The organism is Pirellulales bacterium (assembly GCA_033762255.1).
GTDB lineage: Bacteria > Planctomycetota > Planctomycetia > Pirellulales > JALHPA01 > JANRLT01.
Genome location: JANRLT010000066.1, coordinates 1 through 18,381, shown reverse-complemented (window position 1 = coordinate 18,381; position 18,381 = coordinate 1). Strand labels below are relative to the sequence as shown.

Annotated in this window: 9 protein-coding genes; 4 read left to right on the top strand and 5 right to left on the bottom strand. The window is 55.8% G+C overall.

Annotated features, from left to right (window positions below; all coding sequences use genetic code 11):
* The first annotated feature begins 126 nt into the window (after positions 1-126).
* The 3 genes from SFX18_18655 to SFX18_18645 all read left to right on the top strand — a co-directional run bounded on the left by SFX18_18655 (position 127) and on the right by SFX18_18645 (position 7,860).
* The gene (locus SFX18_18655) at positions 127-663 is read left to right on the top strand and encodes a hypothetical protein (protein MDX1965172.1); all 537 of its coding nucleotides are present in this window, start codon (positions 127-129) and stop codon (positions 661-663) included.
* 11 nt (positions 664-674) lie between these two features.
* On the top strand, positions 675-1,784 hold the full coding sequence (locus tag SFX18_18650; protein ID MDX1965171.1) for a DUF1559 domain-containing protein: 1,110 nt from the start codon (positions 675-677) through the stop codon (positions 1,782-1,784).
* Between the two features lie 673 nt (positions 1,785-2,457).
* Complete coding sequence (locus tag SFX18_18645) at positions 2,458-7,860, top strand: autotransporter-associated beta strand repeat-containing protein (protein MDX1965170.1); 5,403 nt, start codon at positions 2,458-2,460, stop codon at positions 7,858-7,860.
* A gap of 160 nt (positions 7,861-8,020) precedes the next feature.
* On the opposite strand, the gene SFX18_18640 is transcribed toward SFX18_18645, so the two are convergent.
* The 4 genes from SFX18_18640 to SFX18_18625 form a co-directional block, all read right to left on the bottom strand.
* On the bottom strand, positions 8,021-9,679 hold the full coding sequence (locus tag SFX18_18640) for a hypothetical protein (protein ID MDX1965169.1): 1,659 nt from the start codon (positions 9,677-9,679) through the stop codon (positions 8,021-8,023).
* Positions 9,680-9,816: 137 nt separating this feature from the next.
* A complete protein-coding gene (locus tag SFX18_18635; protein ID MDX1965168.1) occupies positions 9,817-11,094 on the bottom strand; it encodes a hypothetical protein in 1,278 nt (425 codons plus the stop codon).
* Between the two features lie 89 nt (positions 11,095-11,183).
* Positions 11,184-12,923 carry an Hsp70 family protein gene (locus SFX18_18630; GenBank protein MDX1965167.1) on the bottom strand — a complete coding sequence of 580 codons (1,740 nt, stop codon included), beginning with the start codon at positions 12,921-12,923 and terminating at the stop codon, positions 11,184-11,186.
* Between the two features lie 321 nt (positions 12,924-13,244).
* The gene (locus SFX18_18625) at positions 13,245-14,513 is read right to left on the bottom strand and encodes a HEAT repeat domain-containing protein (protein ID MDX1965166.1); all 1,269 of its coding nucleotides are present in this window, start codon (positions 14,511-14,513) and stop codon (positions 13,245-13,247) included.
* A 432-nt stretch (positions 14,514-14,945) separates the two neighbouring features.
* Between SFX18_18625 and SFX18_18620 the strand changes: the two genes are divergently transcribed.
* Complete coding sequence (locus SFX18_18620; GenBank protein MDX1965165.1) at positions 14,946-16,820, top strand: universal stress protein; 1,875 nt, start codon at positions 14,946-14,948, stop codon at positions 16,818-16,820.
* A 74-nt stretch (positions 16,821-16,894) separates the two neighbouring features.
* On the opposite strand, the gene SFX18_18615 is transcribed toward SFX18_18620, so the two are convergent.
* A partial coding sequence (locus SFX18_18615) for an ABC-F family ATP-binding cassette domain-containing protein (protein ID MDX1965164.1) occupies positions 16,895-18,381 on the bottom strand: 1,487 nt, incomplete at its 5' end.

Below are 18,381 nucleotides of genomic sequence, written 5' to 3'. Positions count from 1 at the left end.
TTCCGGCAATTTGGGAAAAGACTCCGCCCCCAGAGCGGAGCCAAAATTGTTAGCAAATGATGAAAAAGCTGGATTTTGGTTTTTCTTGCTTGTGTAAAACGGCTCTCTGTTTTTATAACAAATGGCATGTTTCAACACTCCCTTAGCAACTCCCCATCGGTTTTGGGCGAGCAGGATGATCATTTTTCCCGGCAGGGCTTGTCAACCCGCGCCAGCAATGGAAATTGGTTGGCGATTTTTGCGTCTTTTTGCTTAATTCTGGCGGTGTCTGGTTGCGGCGAAGCCCCCCCGGCCACGGTCACGGGGCAGGTCCTGGTCGATGGCAAACCGGCGGAAGGGGTGCAGATGATGTTTGTCGAGGACATCGATTACACCGCGGGAGATCCTAAATACGGGGCTTGTGTTTCCCAGGCGGGGGGAAATTTTTCCGTCACTTATAGCAAAGGTGAAGCTGGCCTTCCCGCGGGAAATTACAAAGTCCTCTTTTTTTGGTATGTGGACGGAGCGGGGAACACGCTTCCCCCCAACAAAAAGCCGGATGAAGTGCCCGGGGGACGGCAAAAACTGTTAGAGGAATACACCAAGGATAAAACCACGCCCGAAAAAGTCGTGGTGGATCGGACCGGGGGAAAATTCACATTTCAACTCAAATCCAAGAAATAGGAACTTTCCGCATGAGCAGGTCCAGCTTTGCCTACCGACTATTCCCCGGATATTTCCCCTCAACGGCCAGCATGCGCCGGGGCTTTACCCTGGTGGAGCTACTGGTCGTGATTGCCATCATTGGCATTTTGGTGGCGCTACTGCTTCCCGCGGTGCAGCTTGCCCGCGAGGCCGCTCGCCGCACCACCTGTCAAAACAACATCAAAAACCTAGGCATTGCTGTCCATAATTATTTGGATGCCAATAAAATGTTTCCTCCCGGGGCGGAGCGAAACATGAACCTGGAATCCAATCATGGCTACGGGGCGCATTGGAGCGCATATATCCTCCCCTATATCGAGGAAAATCCCACATTTAAAGCCTTGGTTTTTGCCAGTCAGGTTCAATCAAGCGAGGGGGCCAATTGGGCGTCCCAGGGTATTGGTTATCCCAGTGCCACGCTGGGGTCACCCGATCCCACCCAGCGTAACGTGGCCGCGTGCGAAAAAATCATCAACTTATTTCGTTGTCCCTCGATGGCCATTGAGCAAAATTATCTTAATATATCCGAAGCCAGTTGGACGGTCCTGCGCCGCGTCCCGGCAAGCTACGTGGCCAATTGCTCGGGTTTGATCAAGTTGGATTATGATCACCGCGTGGGTCGCCAACCGGAAAATCAACGCTTTTGGAATAAAACCGACGGGATTTTTTATAACGGCAGCAAAACCCGCGTGCGCGAAATAAACGATGGAATGTCCAAAACCGTCTGCCTGGGCGAGGTCCTCCCCGATCCGCGGGTTAGTCGCCCCGGTACTGGTGAAGATCCACTGAACACACCCGGCCCCTTCCCGGAAAACTCCCAAAAAGACCACTGGTTTATCGGTGGAGATGACGCCGACGAAACCCGCGATGTGTCAGAGGTCTGGGGGACCACGGCTAATCCGATCGGTCTGACCAAGGAACACCGCCCCTGGGGGGAATACGAATTTAGCTACGGTAGCAGCCACGGTGGCGGGGACGCGGCGCATATCCTGATGGCCGATAGCTCTGTCCATTTAATTCAAAATTCCATTAATCCCAAGACTTTCTCGGCTCTGGGCACGCGCAACGCCAAAGACCAAACGAGCGACTTTAGGCCGTAACGAAAGCGCTCACGGTCCTAATCTTAATCGCAAGCCATTTTCCCAGGGTTGTTCGCTGCCCTCCAACCCGTGGGCTTTGTTACAGAACCGCTTCGCGGTATACCCTCTGCCTCTCGGAGAGGGCTGGAGTGAGGGAATCTACCTCTACGCGGTTACGAATCTCAGCCCAGTGTTGCCGCGCAGCGGCTACCTAGGGAATACTCCCTCTCCCTTTGGGAGAGGGCCGGGGTGAGGGAATCTACCGCAACGCGGTTGCGTCATCCGGTATTATCCCAATAATGCTGAGTGCCTTCATAAAATGCTAGCCGGGCTATGTTTATTTGGACAACGCATTAAAGTAAAGCTAACAATTCCCTAACAATACTTGATTTAGACTCTGATTTTGCAATACACTTGCCCTTAATTGTTTGAGCAGTCTATTTGATCCACGTTAAGATTGTCGATTAGGCAAATTCAAACATCCGCCAAATCATTTTGTAACAATTCCTGCCTATATTCTGTCCTGTTACAAAAATTCATTCACCACACCTTGCACTGTTACAAACGGGGCAAACCGTTGTTGAACCCTCTAGTCAATCTGGCAACAGATTGATTTTACAACTGCCTCCCGGGCAATTGTGCTGTCACGGGATTATTTACTTGTTTTTGCCCAACTTTCTCGATTGAGGACCACATGGATCAAAAATTTTGGAACTTTTTATTGGGTCAAACTTCCGTGCAACTTTATTTGGCCAAGAATTGGCGCAAAGCGTTGCTGCTGGGCCTGGCCTCGGCGGCGGGATTTGCCGGTTCCGAAATTTCCTCTCCCATGTCAGCTCATGCCGCCGATGGCAGTTGGCTCTTGACCACAGGGGGTTCCTGGAATGATCCCGCTAGTTGGACCGGGGGTATCGTTGCCGACGGCCAGGGATTTACCGGGACATTTAGCACGGCTCTAGGAGCCGCGGCCAGCGTCACCCTGGATGGCGATCGGACGATTGGCAACTTGGTCTTTGGCGTGGTGCCGGGGGGGGCGGCTTCGACCCGCACCTGGACGATTAACCCCGGCACACCCACGACCAGCAAGCTCACGCTGGACGTCGCGGCGGGCAGTCCGCAGATCACCGTTAATAACAACCGCCAAGTGACGCTCAACGTCCCATTGGAAGGAACAGACGGCTTTACCAAGACCGGTGCCGGCAATATCGCTCTCACCCAACCGAGCACGCTATCGGGGACCGTTTCCCTGAGCCGTGCCTCCGGTTTTGTGTCAAACAACAACCGTTTTGGATCATTGCGGGTGGGGCATCCCCAAGCATTGGGAACCGCCAATATCGTGCTGGTACCGGACGCCGCGGCTTATAATGCGCTCAATCTCAACTTTGCCACCGGCACCATGACAAATAATGTCACCTTGCCCGCCAGTGGCCCGCAGATTGAACTTACCTCCAACATCAACCTCGAACCGACCTTTGGCGGCAAACTGAGCGGCGGACACTCGGGGATGATCCTGCGGATCAGCAACTCCGACAGCGTTGCCAAGGGGGGGATTATTTTTAGCAACCCCGCGAATGACTTTACCGTCGATCAGATTTTGCTGTTTCGCGGGATGATGGGCGTGACCGCCAGCAGCGCGCTGGGCAATCCGACGAACCGACTGGTGTTGGACGTGACCCGCGGCGGCGCTGGCCAGGAAGAATCCGGCCTGCACTTTTTGGCAAATAACGTCAACCTGCCCAATCCGGTCGGTCTGCGGGAGCACACCGTCATTAATGTGAATGGCAACAACGCCACATTATCGGGGGTGATCGAGGATTTTACCGGTGGCAATTTTGAACCGACATCGCTTTTTAGCTCCAATGGCGCTGATCCCGGCACGCCGGGATTTGCCTACATCCCCGGTTCGCTCAAGGTGACCGCCGCCAACCTGCATACAAAGGAATTTGATGTTTATCCCCAAGCCAAATACATCATTGCCAATGCCAACGGCATGGGTGACATTGTCCGCGGCACCGATGTGGTCAGTGGCGGGACGGTCGCCCTGGAATCGAGCGGGGCGCCGGTGACATTTGCCGATGAGCCGCTGACGATTGACGGGATGGGCTCAAGCCTAGGTGGGACCCCGGCGGGCGCGCTGGAAAACCTGGCGGGTGACAACACCTACAATGGTCCGATCACCATCACCAAATGGGACATCATCACCGGCGGTTTAACCAAGGGATCCGGTCCGACCACCGCGTCCATTGGGGTGACCGCGGGGACGTTAAACATCACCAGCCCCATCGCGGAAGACGGCCTCAACGCCGGCTCCGGCCTGACCAAAGTCGGCCCCGGCACGCTGACCCTCAGCGCGATCAATGGCTACACGGGTCCCACCACGGTCAACGGCGGTACCCTGGTCGTCGCGGGAACAGGCGGCGTCCTCAGCACTGCTTACACCGTGAACTCGGGGGGCGTACTGGATGTGTCGGCCAATGGACTGAATCTGGTCGCGGGGAACACCCTGCGGGTGGGCCGCCAGGGAGCTCCCGCCAATGACGTCATCGGCAATGTAACCCTCACTGGTTCCACATTAGAGATCGGTGCCAGCGGAGCCAGCAATGTCCGCACCGCCACCTTTGCCAACAACCTCACGTTGGACGGCACCACTCTCAAGTATGACTTGTCAAATTTGACAACCGTTGGCGGCGGGGTGAACGATCTAATCAACGTCGTGGGTGACTTGACATTGAATAATGTCAACCCCATCCAGGTCAATCGCTTTAACTCGTTTTTGGCTAATGGCACCTACACCTTGCTGACCTACAGCGGCACACTGACCGGCAACGCGGCCAATCTGTCGCTGTTTGGCGGCGGCGTCACCCGTCAGGTCTTTACCTTTGACACCAGCATTGCTAATCAGGTCAACCTCAATGTCTCCGGCACTCCCGCTAATTTGGAATGGCGGGGAGATGCCGTCAATAACATTTGGGACCTGAATAACGGCGGTAACAACGTCTGGAAAAACCTGACCGCGGCCGGCATGCCGCTCGATACGTTTTTTGACTTGGATACCGTTACTTTTAACGATAACGGTTCCGCCTCGCCGAACGTGCAAATTACCGCTTCGGTCAATCCGCTCAATACCATCATCAACGCCACTACCAAGAACTATGTGTTTGACTCGGTCGGTGGCAGCATTGGCGGCGTCGGCGGACTTACCAAGACCGGGAGCGGCAATCTAACGCTTAATGTCGCCACCAACAGCTTTACCGGGCCGGTCTCGCTCAGTGGCGGGACGGTGCGGGTCACATCCATTTCCGACGCCGGAATCGCCAGTTCCCTGGGTGCCGGTTCATCCCTGGCTTTGGAAAATGTCACGCTTATTCACACGGGCGGTTCCCCCAGCTTTTCCAACAAGGCCCTGACCATTGGAACGGGAAATATCAGCATCCTGGCCAACGGCAGTTCCCTGTTTTTGACCAATACCACCCCCGCGGTCATGCAGGGAGCGGGTCCGCGCACGATCACCCTGGGGGGAACCGTGGCCGACGTTAGCACCTTTGGCGCGGGACTGTCCGACAACGGCGGCCCGGTCTCCATCATCAAGAACGGCCCCGGTACCTGGGTCTTGGCGGGTGATAACAATATTTCCGGTCCGGTCACCATCAATGCCGGGAATCTATCCGTGGGTAATGGCGGGACGACTGGCAGCCTGGGAACAGGTGATGTCACGATGGCCCCTGGATCGGTCATTGACTTTAACCGCAGCGGCACGCTGGTGATTCCCAATAACATCTCCGGGAATGGCTCATTGGTCTTTACCCCCCCCACGCCCAGCACGTTTGAATTGGGCGGTAACAACACCTTTACCGGTGGCGTGACCGGCAATGAACAAACCCGCTGGGTGTTGCGGTCCGCGACGGGTTTTGGCACTGGTCCGGTGGTCATGAGCACCAACCTGTTCACTGGTAATTCCAACACACTGCCTGCCATCGGATTCCGCTTTGACAATAACACCTCGCACGTCGTGACCAACGACTTTACCTTTAGCTCCGCCGAATTCCGCTTGAGCTTCTTGAACACCACCGGCACGCCGACGTCATCCAATCCGACGGGCGTACAAGTGACGATGTCGGGTAAAATCACTGGCGGCGGCCCGGGGGCCCGATTCTTTGTGGATGCTACCGCCGGCGGCAACCACGGCAACGCCCTGGTGTTGACGAATCCGCTGAATGACTTTGTGGGGACGATTCAAAACTGGCGCGGGACGCTGGCCTTTACCAGTGACGCCGCGTTGGGCAACCCCGACAACGACCTGGAGCAATTTTCCGAAAATTTGGCTGGCTCGTTCCGGTTTGACGCGCCTAATATCGTGCTCAACCCGCTGCGGGAAATCTTTATGCCCGGCTCCGAGAACGCCCGTCCGTTCCTCACGCCAGGTGTCGATGGCGAAATTGCCGGACCGATCCACGGGACGGGCACCTTTATCAAGCAAGGGAGCGGCACTCTCACCCTGTCGAACCCGGCGAATGATTTTGTCAACGATATGCTGCTGCAAGGGGGCTTTGTCCGCGTGGCGGTGGATAGCGCCCTGGGGGCGGGAACCGTCGACTTTGCCATGCAGGGGGGTGGCTTGGCCACGTCCGCGGGTTTCACAACGGCCCGCAATATCAGCGTGCAAACAACGGGCGGCATTAGGACCGATGGTGCCCCCAACACGACGACCCACACGGGGATTTTGCAAAACCAAGGGATCTTTACTAAGTCCGGCGCGGGAAAACTTGTGTTGCAGGGCGAGCAGGACTACAGCCAGCTGAGCACCGTTGCCGTGACGGAAGGGACGCTGACTTATGATTTGGCGGTGGCCCCGACCAATCCGATTGTCAATGTCGAATTTCAAGCGGCGGCGGGGGGAACCTTGGAACTGGCCAACGCCTTTTCCATTTTGAATAATCCCAGTTCCACCACCAAAATCGACGGCACCCTGCGCAACACCACAAATCAGGTGGTCAGCACCAATCTGGTCTTTGGGAATAATGCCGCAGTTCAGGTTGGCCCCGCCACCACGCTCAAACTGGAAGTCACCGGCCCTAACACCAGCACCGTCGGCACCGGCGTCACCGTGGGTATCGCGGCTGGCAGCACGCTGGAACTCTCGGGCAATGTCAGCGCCCTGGGGACCAGCGGCGGAAATGCCGCCCGCGTGATCACCAGTTCCAGCACCAGCACGCTCAATGTTAACAATGGTGATCATGTGGTGGGCCACGTCAGCGGACCTGGGGCCGGTGCCGGAACGGCGGTTGGACAAACCACGATTGCTGGCACGGATTCCTTGACCGTCAACGGGTTGCGGCAACAAAAACTCTCCCTGGCTCCCGGTAACGCCGGAGAGTTTACCCGACTGACCGCCGCGGAAGTTGACGGCGGCGCCAATGGCCTAATGATTGTCAATAACACGGCCCTCAATGGAGGGACCGGGATGCCAGGCTTGTTGATGAGCAATGAGAGTTACATCGACTTAAATGACAACGACCTCGTGTTATTTCATTCCGACAACCTCGTCGATCCCAATCCGATTGCGACCATCACCCAATATCTTGACAATTATTACACGTTCGGCTCGGCTCCGGGCAATAACGTGCCGATGATTGGCAGCACCACGGTGGATAATTCGGGCGGGGGACGGATTCTCATCGCGGTCGATAACGCCAACAGCCAATTTGGCAATGTCGGCAATCCGTTTTATGACATCACCCTGGGTGACGCCAACTTGGGCATCGGGTTTAATCAAGTGATCGTCCGGTTTACTTATCCGGGCGATTATAATCTGGATGGCCAGGTGGACGGCGCTGATTATGTGGTCGTAGATTCAAACCTAGGCGTCGCCACTCCCGGTTTGTCCGGGGGTTGGACGCTGGGTGACGGCGACTTTGACGGAATGGTTACCGCCGCAGACTATTTGCCGATCGATAGCAATTTTGGCTCGGGCGTGGGAAATCCCCTCTCCATTTCCAACCCCGCGGTCACCGCGATTCCCGAACCCAGCACCTGGGTATTGGGTTCGTTGGCCGCGGTCGGCCTGGGCATTTTGTCCGCTCGCCGCCGCAAGGCCTAGGCAAGCGTTCCGCGGTGGCTTTTTCCGTGATAAATTAAACGATAATCCAGATAGCTTTTATAACAGCGGTTCCAGGATGAAGATCCTGGAACCGCTGCTTTTTTGACGGGATGGCTGGTTAGTCGTTTCCAATAGCCTCGCGCTAGCGCGGGGAGATAAATCAATCCGCCAAAACCACATGGATCAAGTACAGATAGTTTAGGGAATGGTCCTGGCTCAATTGATCGGCCAATTCCACGAGCCAACCGGGGGGATTGGCGTCGCACATCAGCAACGTCGCCAAATCCTGCGGACCAACCCGCTCATGCAGGCAAAAGTTTAATATCCATCGCCGGCACGCCGCATAATTGATCCGCGCATGATCCTTAAAATGGGCCGCGAACAGATCGAGTAAATAATCACTATCTTCCGGCGCGGGGCGCTCTCCGCCAAAGCGATCACAGGACCGCAAGGCCCGCCGCAGCAGGTGGATGGTTTCGGGCGCGATGTAGTTCAAATTATCAAACAGCGCAAGCGTGTTATCCGTGTAGGCCAACATTTGCTGAAAATGCCGTAGCGCCAATTGTTCCAGCAGATGCGGTTCGAGATACCAGCACGAAGCCAAAAAATCGACCAGTGCCGGGGGAAACTCCGCATGGCGCAGTTTTTGCCAGGCGGGCAAGACAGTCCGCAACCAATCCAGCTCTTCAAATAAATCCGACTGACGATGATACAAATCCCCCAGTTTTTCTAATTCAGCAAAGCACACCTCGCTGGCATGCCGCGCTGAATCCTCCGTCCTCCAGGCCATGATGCCCACTCCCCGCATCAATAACTGTGCCCACAAATCAGCGTGATCGGCCGCCAGGACGGTATACAGCCGGTCTAAATCATTAATGATGATCTCAATATTGTTTAGCGACACGGCGGCGCTCCACCGCCAATGGGCAAAACTGGCCAAGGCCCCCGGCGTGGCCGCAAACTGCCAGATTTCCTCGCAGCGCGGGGTCCCGATCTCCGCTGGTCTGCGTTCTAGCTCGCGACGGTATAACTCCCAATTGGCTCCGCTTAGGCCGTTGGCGCGGAGCGCCGCAATTAACCACTCCAGTGGTTCCCGATTCTTATCTAGTTCAGGATGGATGGACAATAACCAATACAGCCGCGTACAAAGCGGTCCATTTCCCCGGTGGCGACTTTCCCACTGGCAGAGCCGGTGGTAAGCTCCCGCGACATCTCCCCGGCGTGCCTGGTTCCATACTTGCTCCAGGCCGTCTTCCCAACCGGCGTCGCCGGGATTGAGCCAAGGCGAGGCCGCTGGCGCGCGGGGAGTCGCTAAAATTGATTCGCGATCGGCGGTTGGGGCCATTTCGGCCGCAAGGGGATTTGCCGGGGGTAAAGTATTCCGTGCGTCTAACCCGGAATCCTGTGTCGCAGGCGATTCAGCCGCCGTTTTAGCCCCAGTCGCCCCGGGTATCTTATCATTGGCCTCGTCCGGGTTTAAAACCTCGCTAGGTTCGGTCGGCGCAATAGCTGAAAGAGGAGTGGCTGACGCCGCGGCATCTTCTCCGCCAGCTCGAGATTCCGGGGGAGTGCCGGGAGAAGAAACAACCGGAGGAGCATATTGACGGCGCTGATCGCGCCACTGGATCATGGGCAAGCTTTGTTCGTAGGCCTCGCGAATCCGGCGAAAATGATCGGGAAAACGCTCGGGCTTGAACTTGCGGATGAGCGAGGTATAACGCCGCTTTAGCTCCGTGGCCGTGGTCTGGTCGGTAATACCCAACAATTTGTCAGGTTGACTCGGCCAAGCCGAGAGATCTTCTGGCAAATCGGGGGTCATGGTTGATAAAAGATTGTTTTAAGATAAATGCTTGGTTAAAAAAATCATGATTCCGGGATGACATCCAGTAGTAAACAGGCTTTTTTGGCGGATTATCCCCAAAACCATTCAAAGATCAACTCCGGCCCCCGTCCATGCTATTCAAATGGATTCTTAAGCGCTGGCGGTGTAGGCGAGGGACTCTCGTCGGTGGGGGGTGAAACGGGTGAATCAAATGGATTATCCAGTGGGTCTGCTGGAGTATCTGTGCCAGATGGGGAATTTGTCGAATCAGCGGGGGTTTCCGGTAACTCGTCATCAAATGGGGGACGCTGTTTTTCACTGTTCAGGGATTTGCGCAGTTCGGCGGCACGTTTTACTGCTTCATTGACGCGCTGTTCTAATTCGGCCTGATAGCGCTGCAATTCTTCAGCCGAGCTATCCATCGGCTGCTCGGGCATTTCCACATCCAGCGGCGGGTATTGCGGATCCAGTTGGACGCCTTCACGGACGGTGTAACGACTGTTTTGGGTGGAATTTCGTTGTGGGGGGACTTTCCGCGAAGTGTCGGTAATTCCCCGCCCCACGCCCATGATAATAGCCGCCACAATAATTGGCAGGACATACCAGGGCATTTTGCTGGTGGCTTGGTCAACGGGCTTGTCCGGCAGAGAATTTCGCGAGGGGACCGCCAACTGTACCGTGTCGGAACCTCGCGGCACTTTATCGGCTTGCATGCCGGATAACAGCGTGGTCGTCCACTGCTGTAACGCTGGCTGGCGGGGAGTCAACTTGGCCACCGCCTGGCGGATTTCTTGGATATACTTTTTAGTATTTGACACCGCTTCCGTTGCGATTTTACGTGCCGCGGCCCGGCGGCGCACCGCGCGTTCCCGTGGGGGAAGCGGATAAATTTCTTGTATGTACCCCTGGGCGGTCGCCTCAAAGGCTGTCAGGTACTTGGGGCTTTGCGGCTCGTATTGCAGTCCCTCGAGCAAGGTCAATAACCGCGCGCGAACGCGGGGAAATTTTTCGCCGGCGGCCATTAACTCATTAAAGCGAGCCTGCCGATTGGCCGGAGTCAACAAAAAGTAATCCGCACATAACCGATCCACTAGTTCGGCCAATTTGCTTTCCAACTCTAGCTCATAGATATCGCAGTCGGCCTCGTACCAGGATCCCCGCCGCGACAATTTTTCTCCGGGCAACACGCCTAACGTCTCCGCCGCCTGCAGGAGCGCCAGCGGCGGGACAAAATCTTCTTCCCGCAATAATCCCAACAGCCGTCCCTTGTCCCGCAGTGGCCCCGGAGCGGAATTTGGTTTATCGTCGGGCTGGCTCCCGCTTGAATTTTCCTGATAGGTGTCAAAAATCCCTTCCGCCCAAGCGACACGGCTGGGAGGGGTCAGGGCGGATGGTGTTTGCGCGCTGGACATAAAAAAAACGATAACGCAAAAAAGCCCTCCCGCGGGCCGTCCCAGGGACATCATCTAAAATGCGGTAAACAACGAGTTTGCTCAATTCCTTAGTCGGAGTTGGAAATTTCGTCGGAATTTCCTGGATCCACATGGTCCAAAAACTCGATCAGTTCCTCGCGAAAGCGTTCGATAATGATTTTATCCCCTTGATCCAAGGCATCCTCAAACCCGTCCAATAGCGCGGTCAGATGTTCCCGCCCATGCAGGGACAGTTCTTGATAGACGCGTTCGGCCCGCCGCAGCAGCAGCCGATTTTGCGCGTCTTCCCGGGGATGCATTTTTAGCGCCTGCATGGCGTTAATCGCGGATTGCAGTTCAAACTCGGTCATCGTGCGGGCGTGTTTGGTGATCAGGTGCGTCACTTTATGGCCCGTCGCCACCACGGTGGCCTCGATCTCCAGCACGCCATTCAGGTCATAGGTAAAGCGGATATCGATCTCTTGCCCCTTGGGCCCGCGAACGATGTTTTCCACCGAAAACTCCCCCAAAAATAGGTTGTTTTCCACCCGCCGCTGTTCCCCCTGGTAGACCTTGACCACGATGCTAGTTTGGTTGTTATGCACCGTCACCACCCGTTCCACGCGGCTCACCGGAATGGTAGTGTTGCGGTTGATGATGGGCATGAAATAACCCTTGCGCAGGTTGCCCCCAAAATCCTTGGATGTTTCGATCCCCAATGTAAAGGGAGAAACATCGGTCATCACCAGATCTCCCACGCTTTCATCATTGGCAATGAGCGCGGCCTGCACGGCGGCTCCCAGCGCGACGACCTCGTCGGGGTTCAGGCGGCTATGAGGTTCGCCCGTAAATAACCGGCGTATCCGTTCCGCAAACATGGGCATGCGCGTCGCCCCGCCGACAAAGATGACTTCATCGACTTGATGGCGATTTAACCCCGCGTCCCCCAGGGCGCGGCGGATCGGCAGTTCGATTCTGCCCAACAACCCTTCCGTCCATTGGTCAAGCTGTTCCCGCGTTACGGCAAATTCCTCGGCCTGGGGGGACAACTCCCCTTGTAAATTAGGAATTTTCACGGTTGTCGCGGGGACTTTACTCAGTTGGCATTTCGCCTGCTCGCACAGCCACAACAGCCGCGACACCAACCGCGGGGCTTCCAGTTCCGCCCGCTCAAAATGCATCCCCCGCTGCTCCAAAATCCGGGCCGCTAGGGTGCGGGTAAAGTCTTCTCCCCCCAAGATACTCTCACCGGCAGAAGCCCGCACCTCAAGCGCCCCCTCAAACACTTCCACCACCGAAACGTCAAACGTACCGCCCCCCAGGTCCACCACCACGATAATTTTGTCTCCCTGGGCGTGCAAACCATAGGCCAGGGCCGCGGCCGTCGGTTCGTTAAGGATACGCAGCACGTTCAACCCGGCGATTTTGCCCGCGTTAATGGTGGCCTTTCGCTGATTGTCATGAAAGTAAGCGGGGACGGTGATCACGGCCTGGGTGACCGGCTCGCCAAAGAACGCCTCGGCGTCCTCTTTGAGCGAACGAAGCACCAAACTGGATAGCTTTTCAGGAGTAAACTCTCCTCCCGGAAAAGCCTGTTTCCAATCGGTCCCCATATTTCGCTTAAAGACCGTAGCGACCCGCTCGGGATGGAGAACCTGAAGTTCCTTGGCCGCGCGACCGACCAAGATTCTGCCATCTTCTTCAAAGCCGATGGCCGAAGGGGTCAGCCGTTCTCCCACGGCGTTGGGGATCAGGCGCGGCCCGTCAGGCGCCATGTAGGCGACCGCGGAATTGGTGGTGCCCAAGTCAATTCCGATAATTGGGGACATAGTTCCGAAAATTTCAAAAAAATCACGGGGTTGATGCCTCGCCCCTGGGGCAAAACACCAACCCGACAAAAAATATTCACAGCCACGCTGGCTCCATGAGCATCTGCCGCCATTGGCCGTGGCAATCAAGCCCATCGTGCCAGCAAAATAGAGAATTGCCACTTAATTATGATAATCTTTTAACCGGCAGGTTCAAACGGTTTTTGCGTTTACCAGAGAAATAACCCGCGGGAGCATGGAAAAACAGAGGCAATTATCTATACGATAAAAATCGTCAAGAATTCGCGCGGTAAAACTGCCGTGCCGGTCAATAGAGTCCCCTTAATCCCGCCGACCGCTGATGACCGGTTTTTTTTGATTGGCGGCGTACCAGGCGCGCCACGCGGGTTGATTGTATTCCAGTTCGTTTTGGCCGGTGATTTTAGTAAGGGCCGATAAAACCTGAAAATTTTGGATTTGCTCTTCGATGATTTTGGGCTTGCCCCCCACGCCAAAACCACCCCCGCCCCCAGATGAAAACGTGCTGCTAATGGCTCCATTGTCGCCGGCACTGATTTGGTATTTATGTTTGGTGATCAGTGCCTCGATAAGGACCGGTACCGCGGCGGGGTCAGCGATCTCCCCCAGGGCATAACCGGCCCGATTGACCCGCTTATTATCCTTACTGCGCAGTTCCGTGGCCAAAAAACCGACCGCCTGGGGATGGTGGCCCGCCTTTAATAAGTCCAGCGCCAGATCGCGCAGGTTTTCGTTTCCTCCGCCCATGGCCAGATTGACCAGGACCTTAACCGCGTCGTTGCCGCCGGTCCGGGAGAGAGCCTCCAAATAAAGGACCAGCATTTGCTGATTGGAGTCGGTCTTGAGCGATTGCAATAAGGCGGGAACCGCGTGCGGGTCGTTGAGTTCCTTAAGTTTTTGTAATGCCTCTTGGGCTTTTTGCGGGGGAGAGCCCCGCAGCGCGTCCGCCCGCAATTTATTTAATGTGGTGAACCATTCTTTTTGCTTGAGTGCTTTTTGACGGGCCTGTTCGATCACTTCGATTTCTTGCGGCAGCAGCCACTTCCCTTTATACAGCACGTAACCTTCAGCGATCATCTTGTCCTCTTGACGTTGCCATTGGCCATTCACCTGGGCGTACCCCAAGGCGACGCGGGCATCGCGATGGTTGGGGTCTAACTCGATCACCCTTTGTAAATGGACCTCGCGCTGTTTATTTAGATTTTTGACCCGGCACCATTCGGCCAATTCCCATTGGCCCGCCACGGTGTCCGCCGCGGTCACCCGGAGTTGCTCATATTGGTCATCCACCGGAGACGTGGGAATATGCCGCTTGACCAGCGCGCTATTGATTTCTAAAAGTCCGCCCGATTTTGTTTGGATGCGCAAGGTCTGTTGGGGTGTGGCGGGCTGGTTGACCAACTCCCCTTCGATCTGGCCGTCATTTTCCAGGATAAAAATGTCCGCGTGGGCGGGAGTTAACAAAAAGGCCCAGCAACTGGCGAAAAAAGCAGTAAATCCCCTCGCCAAGCGGCGGATGTGGGTGTTACTGGAAGCATGCTGGGTTGAAGAGCGATTAAGGGTAGGACTCATGGCAATAATATGTGTAAAACACCAAATCAGTTTGATGTGTAGGCGGGATATGTTCGCCGCGATTAATAAATTTATTATAAATACCGCCAAAGTATCGAGGCAATCACATTTTACAAGCACGCGTAAACAAGCGAAATTTTCCGCTTACACCAACCGACTTAGCGGAAGATCAGGGTTGCACAGGACAAACAACCGTCAATTTGCGACCCGCGTTAGTGAATTCCCGAGACTTCCCCGGGTATTTTTTTGGCAATTTAGCACATCTTTACACTTTTTTAATGCCCAGCACGGATATTTAAACACAGTTTTAACACCGAAAAATCAAAGAGTTGTTAAATTGGGACAATCATATCCGGCAGCGGATGATTGCTATTCGTTTTAATCCGCCAAGGCTTTTTGCCTTACATTTTTTCGAATATTACTTTACTAATCATGTTGAATACCGGCGAACGTCCCCGGCAGTTGCATTGGTATCATGCCGGACCGATGCTGTTTGGCGATTGGGGTACCAGCAGGCTTTATGTACTGGGCCTGGCATTTTTTTCCGCTCAATTCGCGTCGATCTGGTTTTTGTTGGCAATGAGCGTGCTGCTGGTGGGGGTGGGGTGGGCTTATGAAGTAATCTGCCGCCACTATCCGGAAGGAGGGGGAGTCTATTCCGCGGCACGTCAACGTTCACATTTTTTGGGCGTGGTGGGGGCGTTGCTTTTGTGCGCGGATTATGTCGTCACCGCGTCGCTCTCCGCGCTGGACGCGTTTCATTATTTGCATTTACCCCATGCGGAATGGTGGGCCGCCGGGGGGATTTTGCTGATCGGGGCGATTAATTTTTTTGGCCCGACCAAAGCGGGAACCTTGGCGATGTTCGTCGCGATAGCGACTATTGTTTGCAGCCTGGCAATCGCGGTCGCCGCCGCGCCGCAGTTTGGGTATGCGAAAGTGACCCCCCCCACCGGCAATTTTACCAACTGGTGGACGCAGTTTACCGGCTTGATTTTGGCGATTTCCGGGGTGGAAGCCGTTGCCAATATGACGGGCATCATGGTAAAGCCGGTAACCCGCACCGCGCGATTATCCATTTATCCGGTGCTCTTGGAAATTGTGGTCTTGAATTTGGTCTTGACCGTGGCAATGCAAGCGATTCCACCCGAAATTTTGGGAGTGGGCGATCCCGAGCGAATGGAACGGGTGCGCGACACTATGCTGCGCGTTCTGGCGGAATATTACATCGGTCCCACGTTCGCCGCTGTGGCCTCGATTATTTTTGCCTGCCTCCTGCTCTCTGCGGTCAATACCGCCGTGACGGATTTGGTCAGCATCCAATTTATGATGTCCCATGATCGCGAATTGCCTTTGGTCTTTAGCGGCTTGAATCGCTGGGGCATGCCGGTGCTGGGCTTGTTACTGGCCTCCATTTTTCCAGCGGTCACGGTCCTCATGGTGCCGGATGTCAGCCATTTGGCCGATTTATACGCCATCGGGGTGGTGGGAGCGGTGGCGATTAACCTCTCTGCGTGCTCCACGAATCGAAATTTGGATTTAAAGCCATACGAACGTTGGCCGATGTTGGCGCTGGCGATTTTGATGATTGCGATATGGTGCACGATTGGCTATGAAAAGCCACACGCGCTCATGTTTGCCGGATCGATAGTGCTCGTCGGTTTGTTAGCGCGCTATTTGGCGCACAATTATCGAAACATTGGCGCGTGGCTACTCGAACCGGTGAATACCTTTATTCCCACGCCGCAATTGGAATTCGCGGGTGAAACCCGTTTGACATACCGCGGAGCCGACATTGTCCCCGCCTTGCCCACCGCCACCGCCTCTTCAGCAGCGACGGCCACCGCCTCTTCATCAACGACGGCCACAACCAAGCCAGATGTCGTGGAGGCTACCGGGACGCGAATCATGGTATGCACCCACGGCAACCTCAAGCTCTTGCAGAGCGCCGTGAAGCAGGCCAAGGCCCAAAATGCCGAGTTGCTGGTGTTGTTTATCAGGCATTTAGCTGTTCCCACGATGGGTCCGCTGGGGCCAACCCGCGGCGAGGATGATCAGGACGCGATTCGCCTGTTTGCGGCGGCGCGGGAAATGGCCGCCGAACACGACGTGCCTGTCTATTGCCTATATGCCTTGAGCCACGATCTGCCCGATACGATCTTGGATATGGCGGTCACGCATGGAGTGTCGGTTTTGATGATGGGAACATCCCTACGCGGCGGATTGTGGCGCGCCATGAAGGGAGACACCATTCAAGCCGTGGCCCAATATCTACCCGAGTCGATCCAACTGATGATCGTGGCCTGAAAAGAATAAGTACGCGGACATTTCGGCGGACAAATGCGCTTCAGCTTGTCGGCGGGGAGGGATAGCCGCTAGCTTCACTCTCCCTCGTTTAATTCCTCTTGCAAAATGCACCAGCGGTTTTCCATCTCTTCTAACTGGGTCGCCAACTCCACCACTTCGTTATGCAGGCGGAGCGCGTCGGCGGGATCGGTCGCCTGCAAAAGCTGCGCGTTGGCTTGCTTTTTACGCGTATCCAGGCTGGCCACGGCCCGTTCCACCGTGGCTAGCTCCTTGCGAATCTCGCGCTCGTTGCGGCGAACGGGCTTGGCCTTTACGGTTACCGGCGTTGGCTTGGGTTTTTCCGTACCGGTGGACTTTACGTCGCGCGGCGCTTTGGACATGCCGCTGGCTTGCTCCCGTTCCCCTTCCTCAATCTCTTGATTCACGGAATACAAGTACGCTTCATAATCGCCGCGGTAGTTGGTCACCTGCCCGTCACGCACTTCGACAATGCAGGTCGCCACGCGCTTCATAAAGTGCCGGTCGTGGCTGGTAAAAATGACCGTCCCCTGGTAGTTAAGCAGCGCTTCCGCCAGCGCCTCGATCGTGTCCACATCCAAGTGGTTGCCCGGTTCGTCCAGGATCAGCACGTTGTACTGACTGAGTAACAATCCCGCCAGACACAGCCTGGCCCGTTCCCCCCCGGATAAAACCGAAATTCGTTTCTTGACCGCTTCACCGCGAAACAAGAGCGCCCCCGCCAGGTCCAAAATCTCTTGCGATTTGGTCCCCGCCGCGGCGTTGTATTCCAGATACTCCAGCACCGTTTGCTTGTCCGGCAGGCTGGTGTAAACATGCTGGGCGTAAATACCCACCGCGCAGCCATAGCCCCAACGGACCTCTCCCGCCAGCGGCGGCAGGGAGTCCACAATCGTCCGCAGAAACGTAGTTTTTCCCTGGCCATTATCGCCGACGATCGCCGCCCGCGACCCATGCTCGATATCCAGGTCGATCCCGCTGGCAATTTGTCGTTCGGCATAGCCCATGGCCAGATTGCGGCAGCGCAGGGCCGGTCCCTTGCGTGGTTCGACCTGCGGCGCGCGAATGCGGGCGGTCGGCTCATCCGCCGCGATGTCGGTCAGTTCGAGCTTTTCTAGTTGTTTGCTTTTAGACCTGGCCCGCGTGGCCGTGCTGGCGCGGGCTTTATTCTTGGCGATGAATTCCTCGAGCTGTCGCTTTTTGGCCAATACGGCGGCATTGGTCCGCAGGTCGTGCTCCAGCCGTTCCTGTTGATACTGCAAAAAGGCGTCAATTTTGCCGGGAAACATCGTCAACTTGCCCCGGCTGAGGTCGAGCGTGTGCCCACAGACCGCCCCCAGAAACGCCCGATCGTGCGAGACAACCAGACAGGCCTCGTCATAATTTCTGAGAAAATGTTCCAGCAAAATCTGCGTCCGCAGGTCTAAAAAGTTGGTCGGTTCGTCCAACAGCAGCAAATTTGGCTCGTGCAAAAGGAGCGCCGCCAGCTTGACGCGGGTTTGCCAGCCGCCAGAGAGTTTGGTCACCGGCCCCTCGAGGTAGG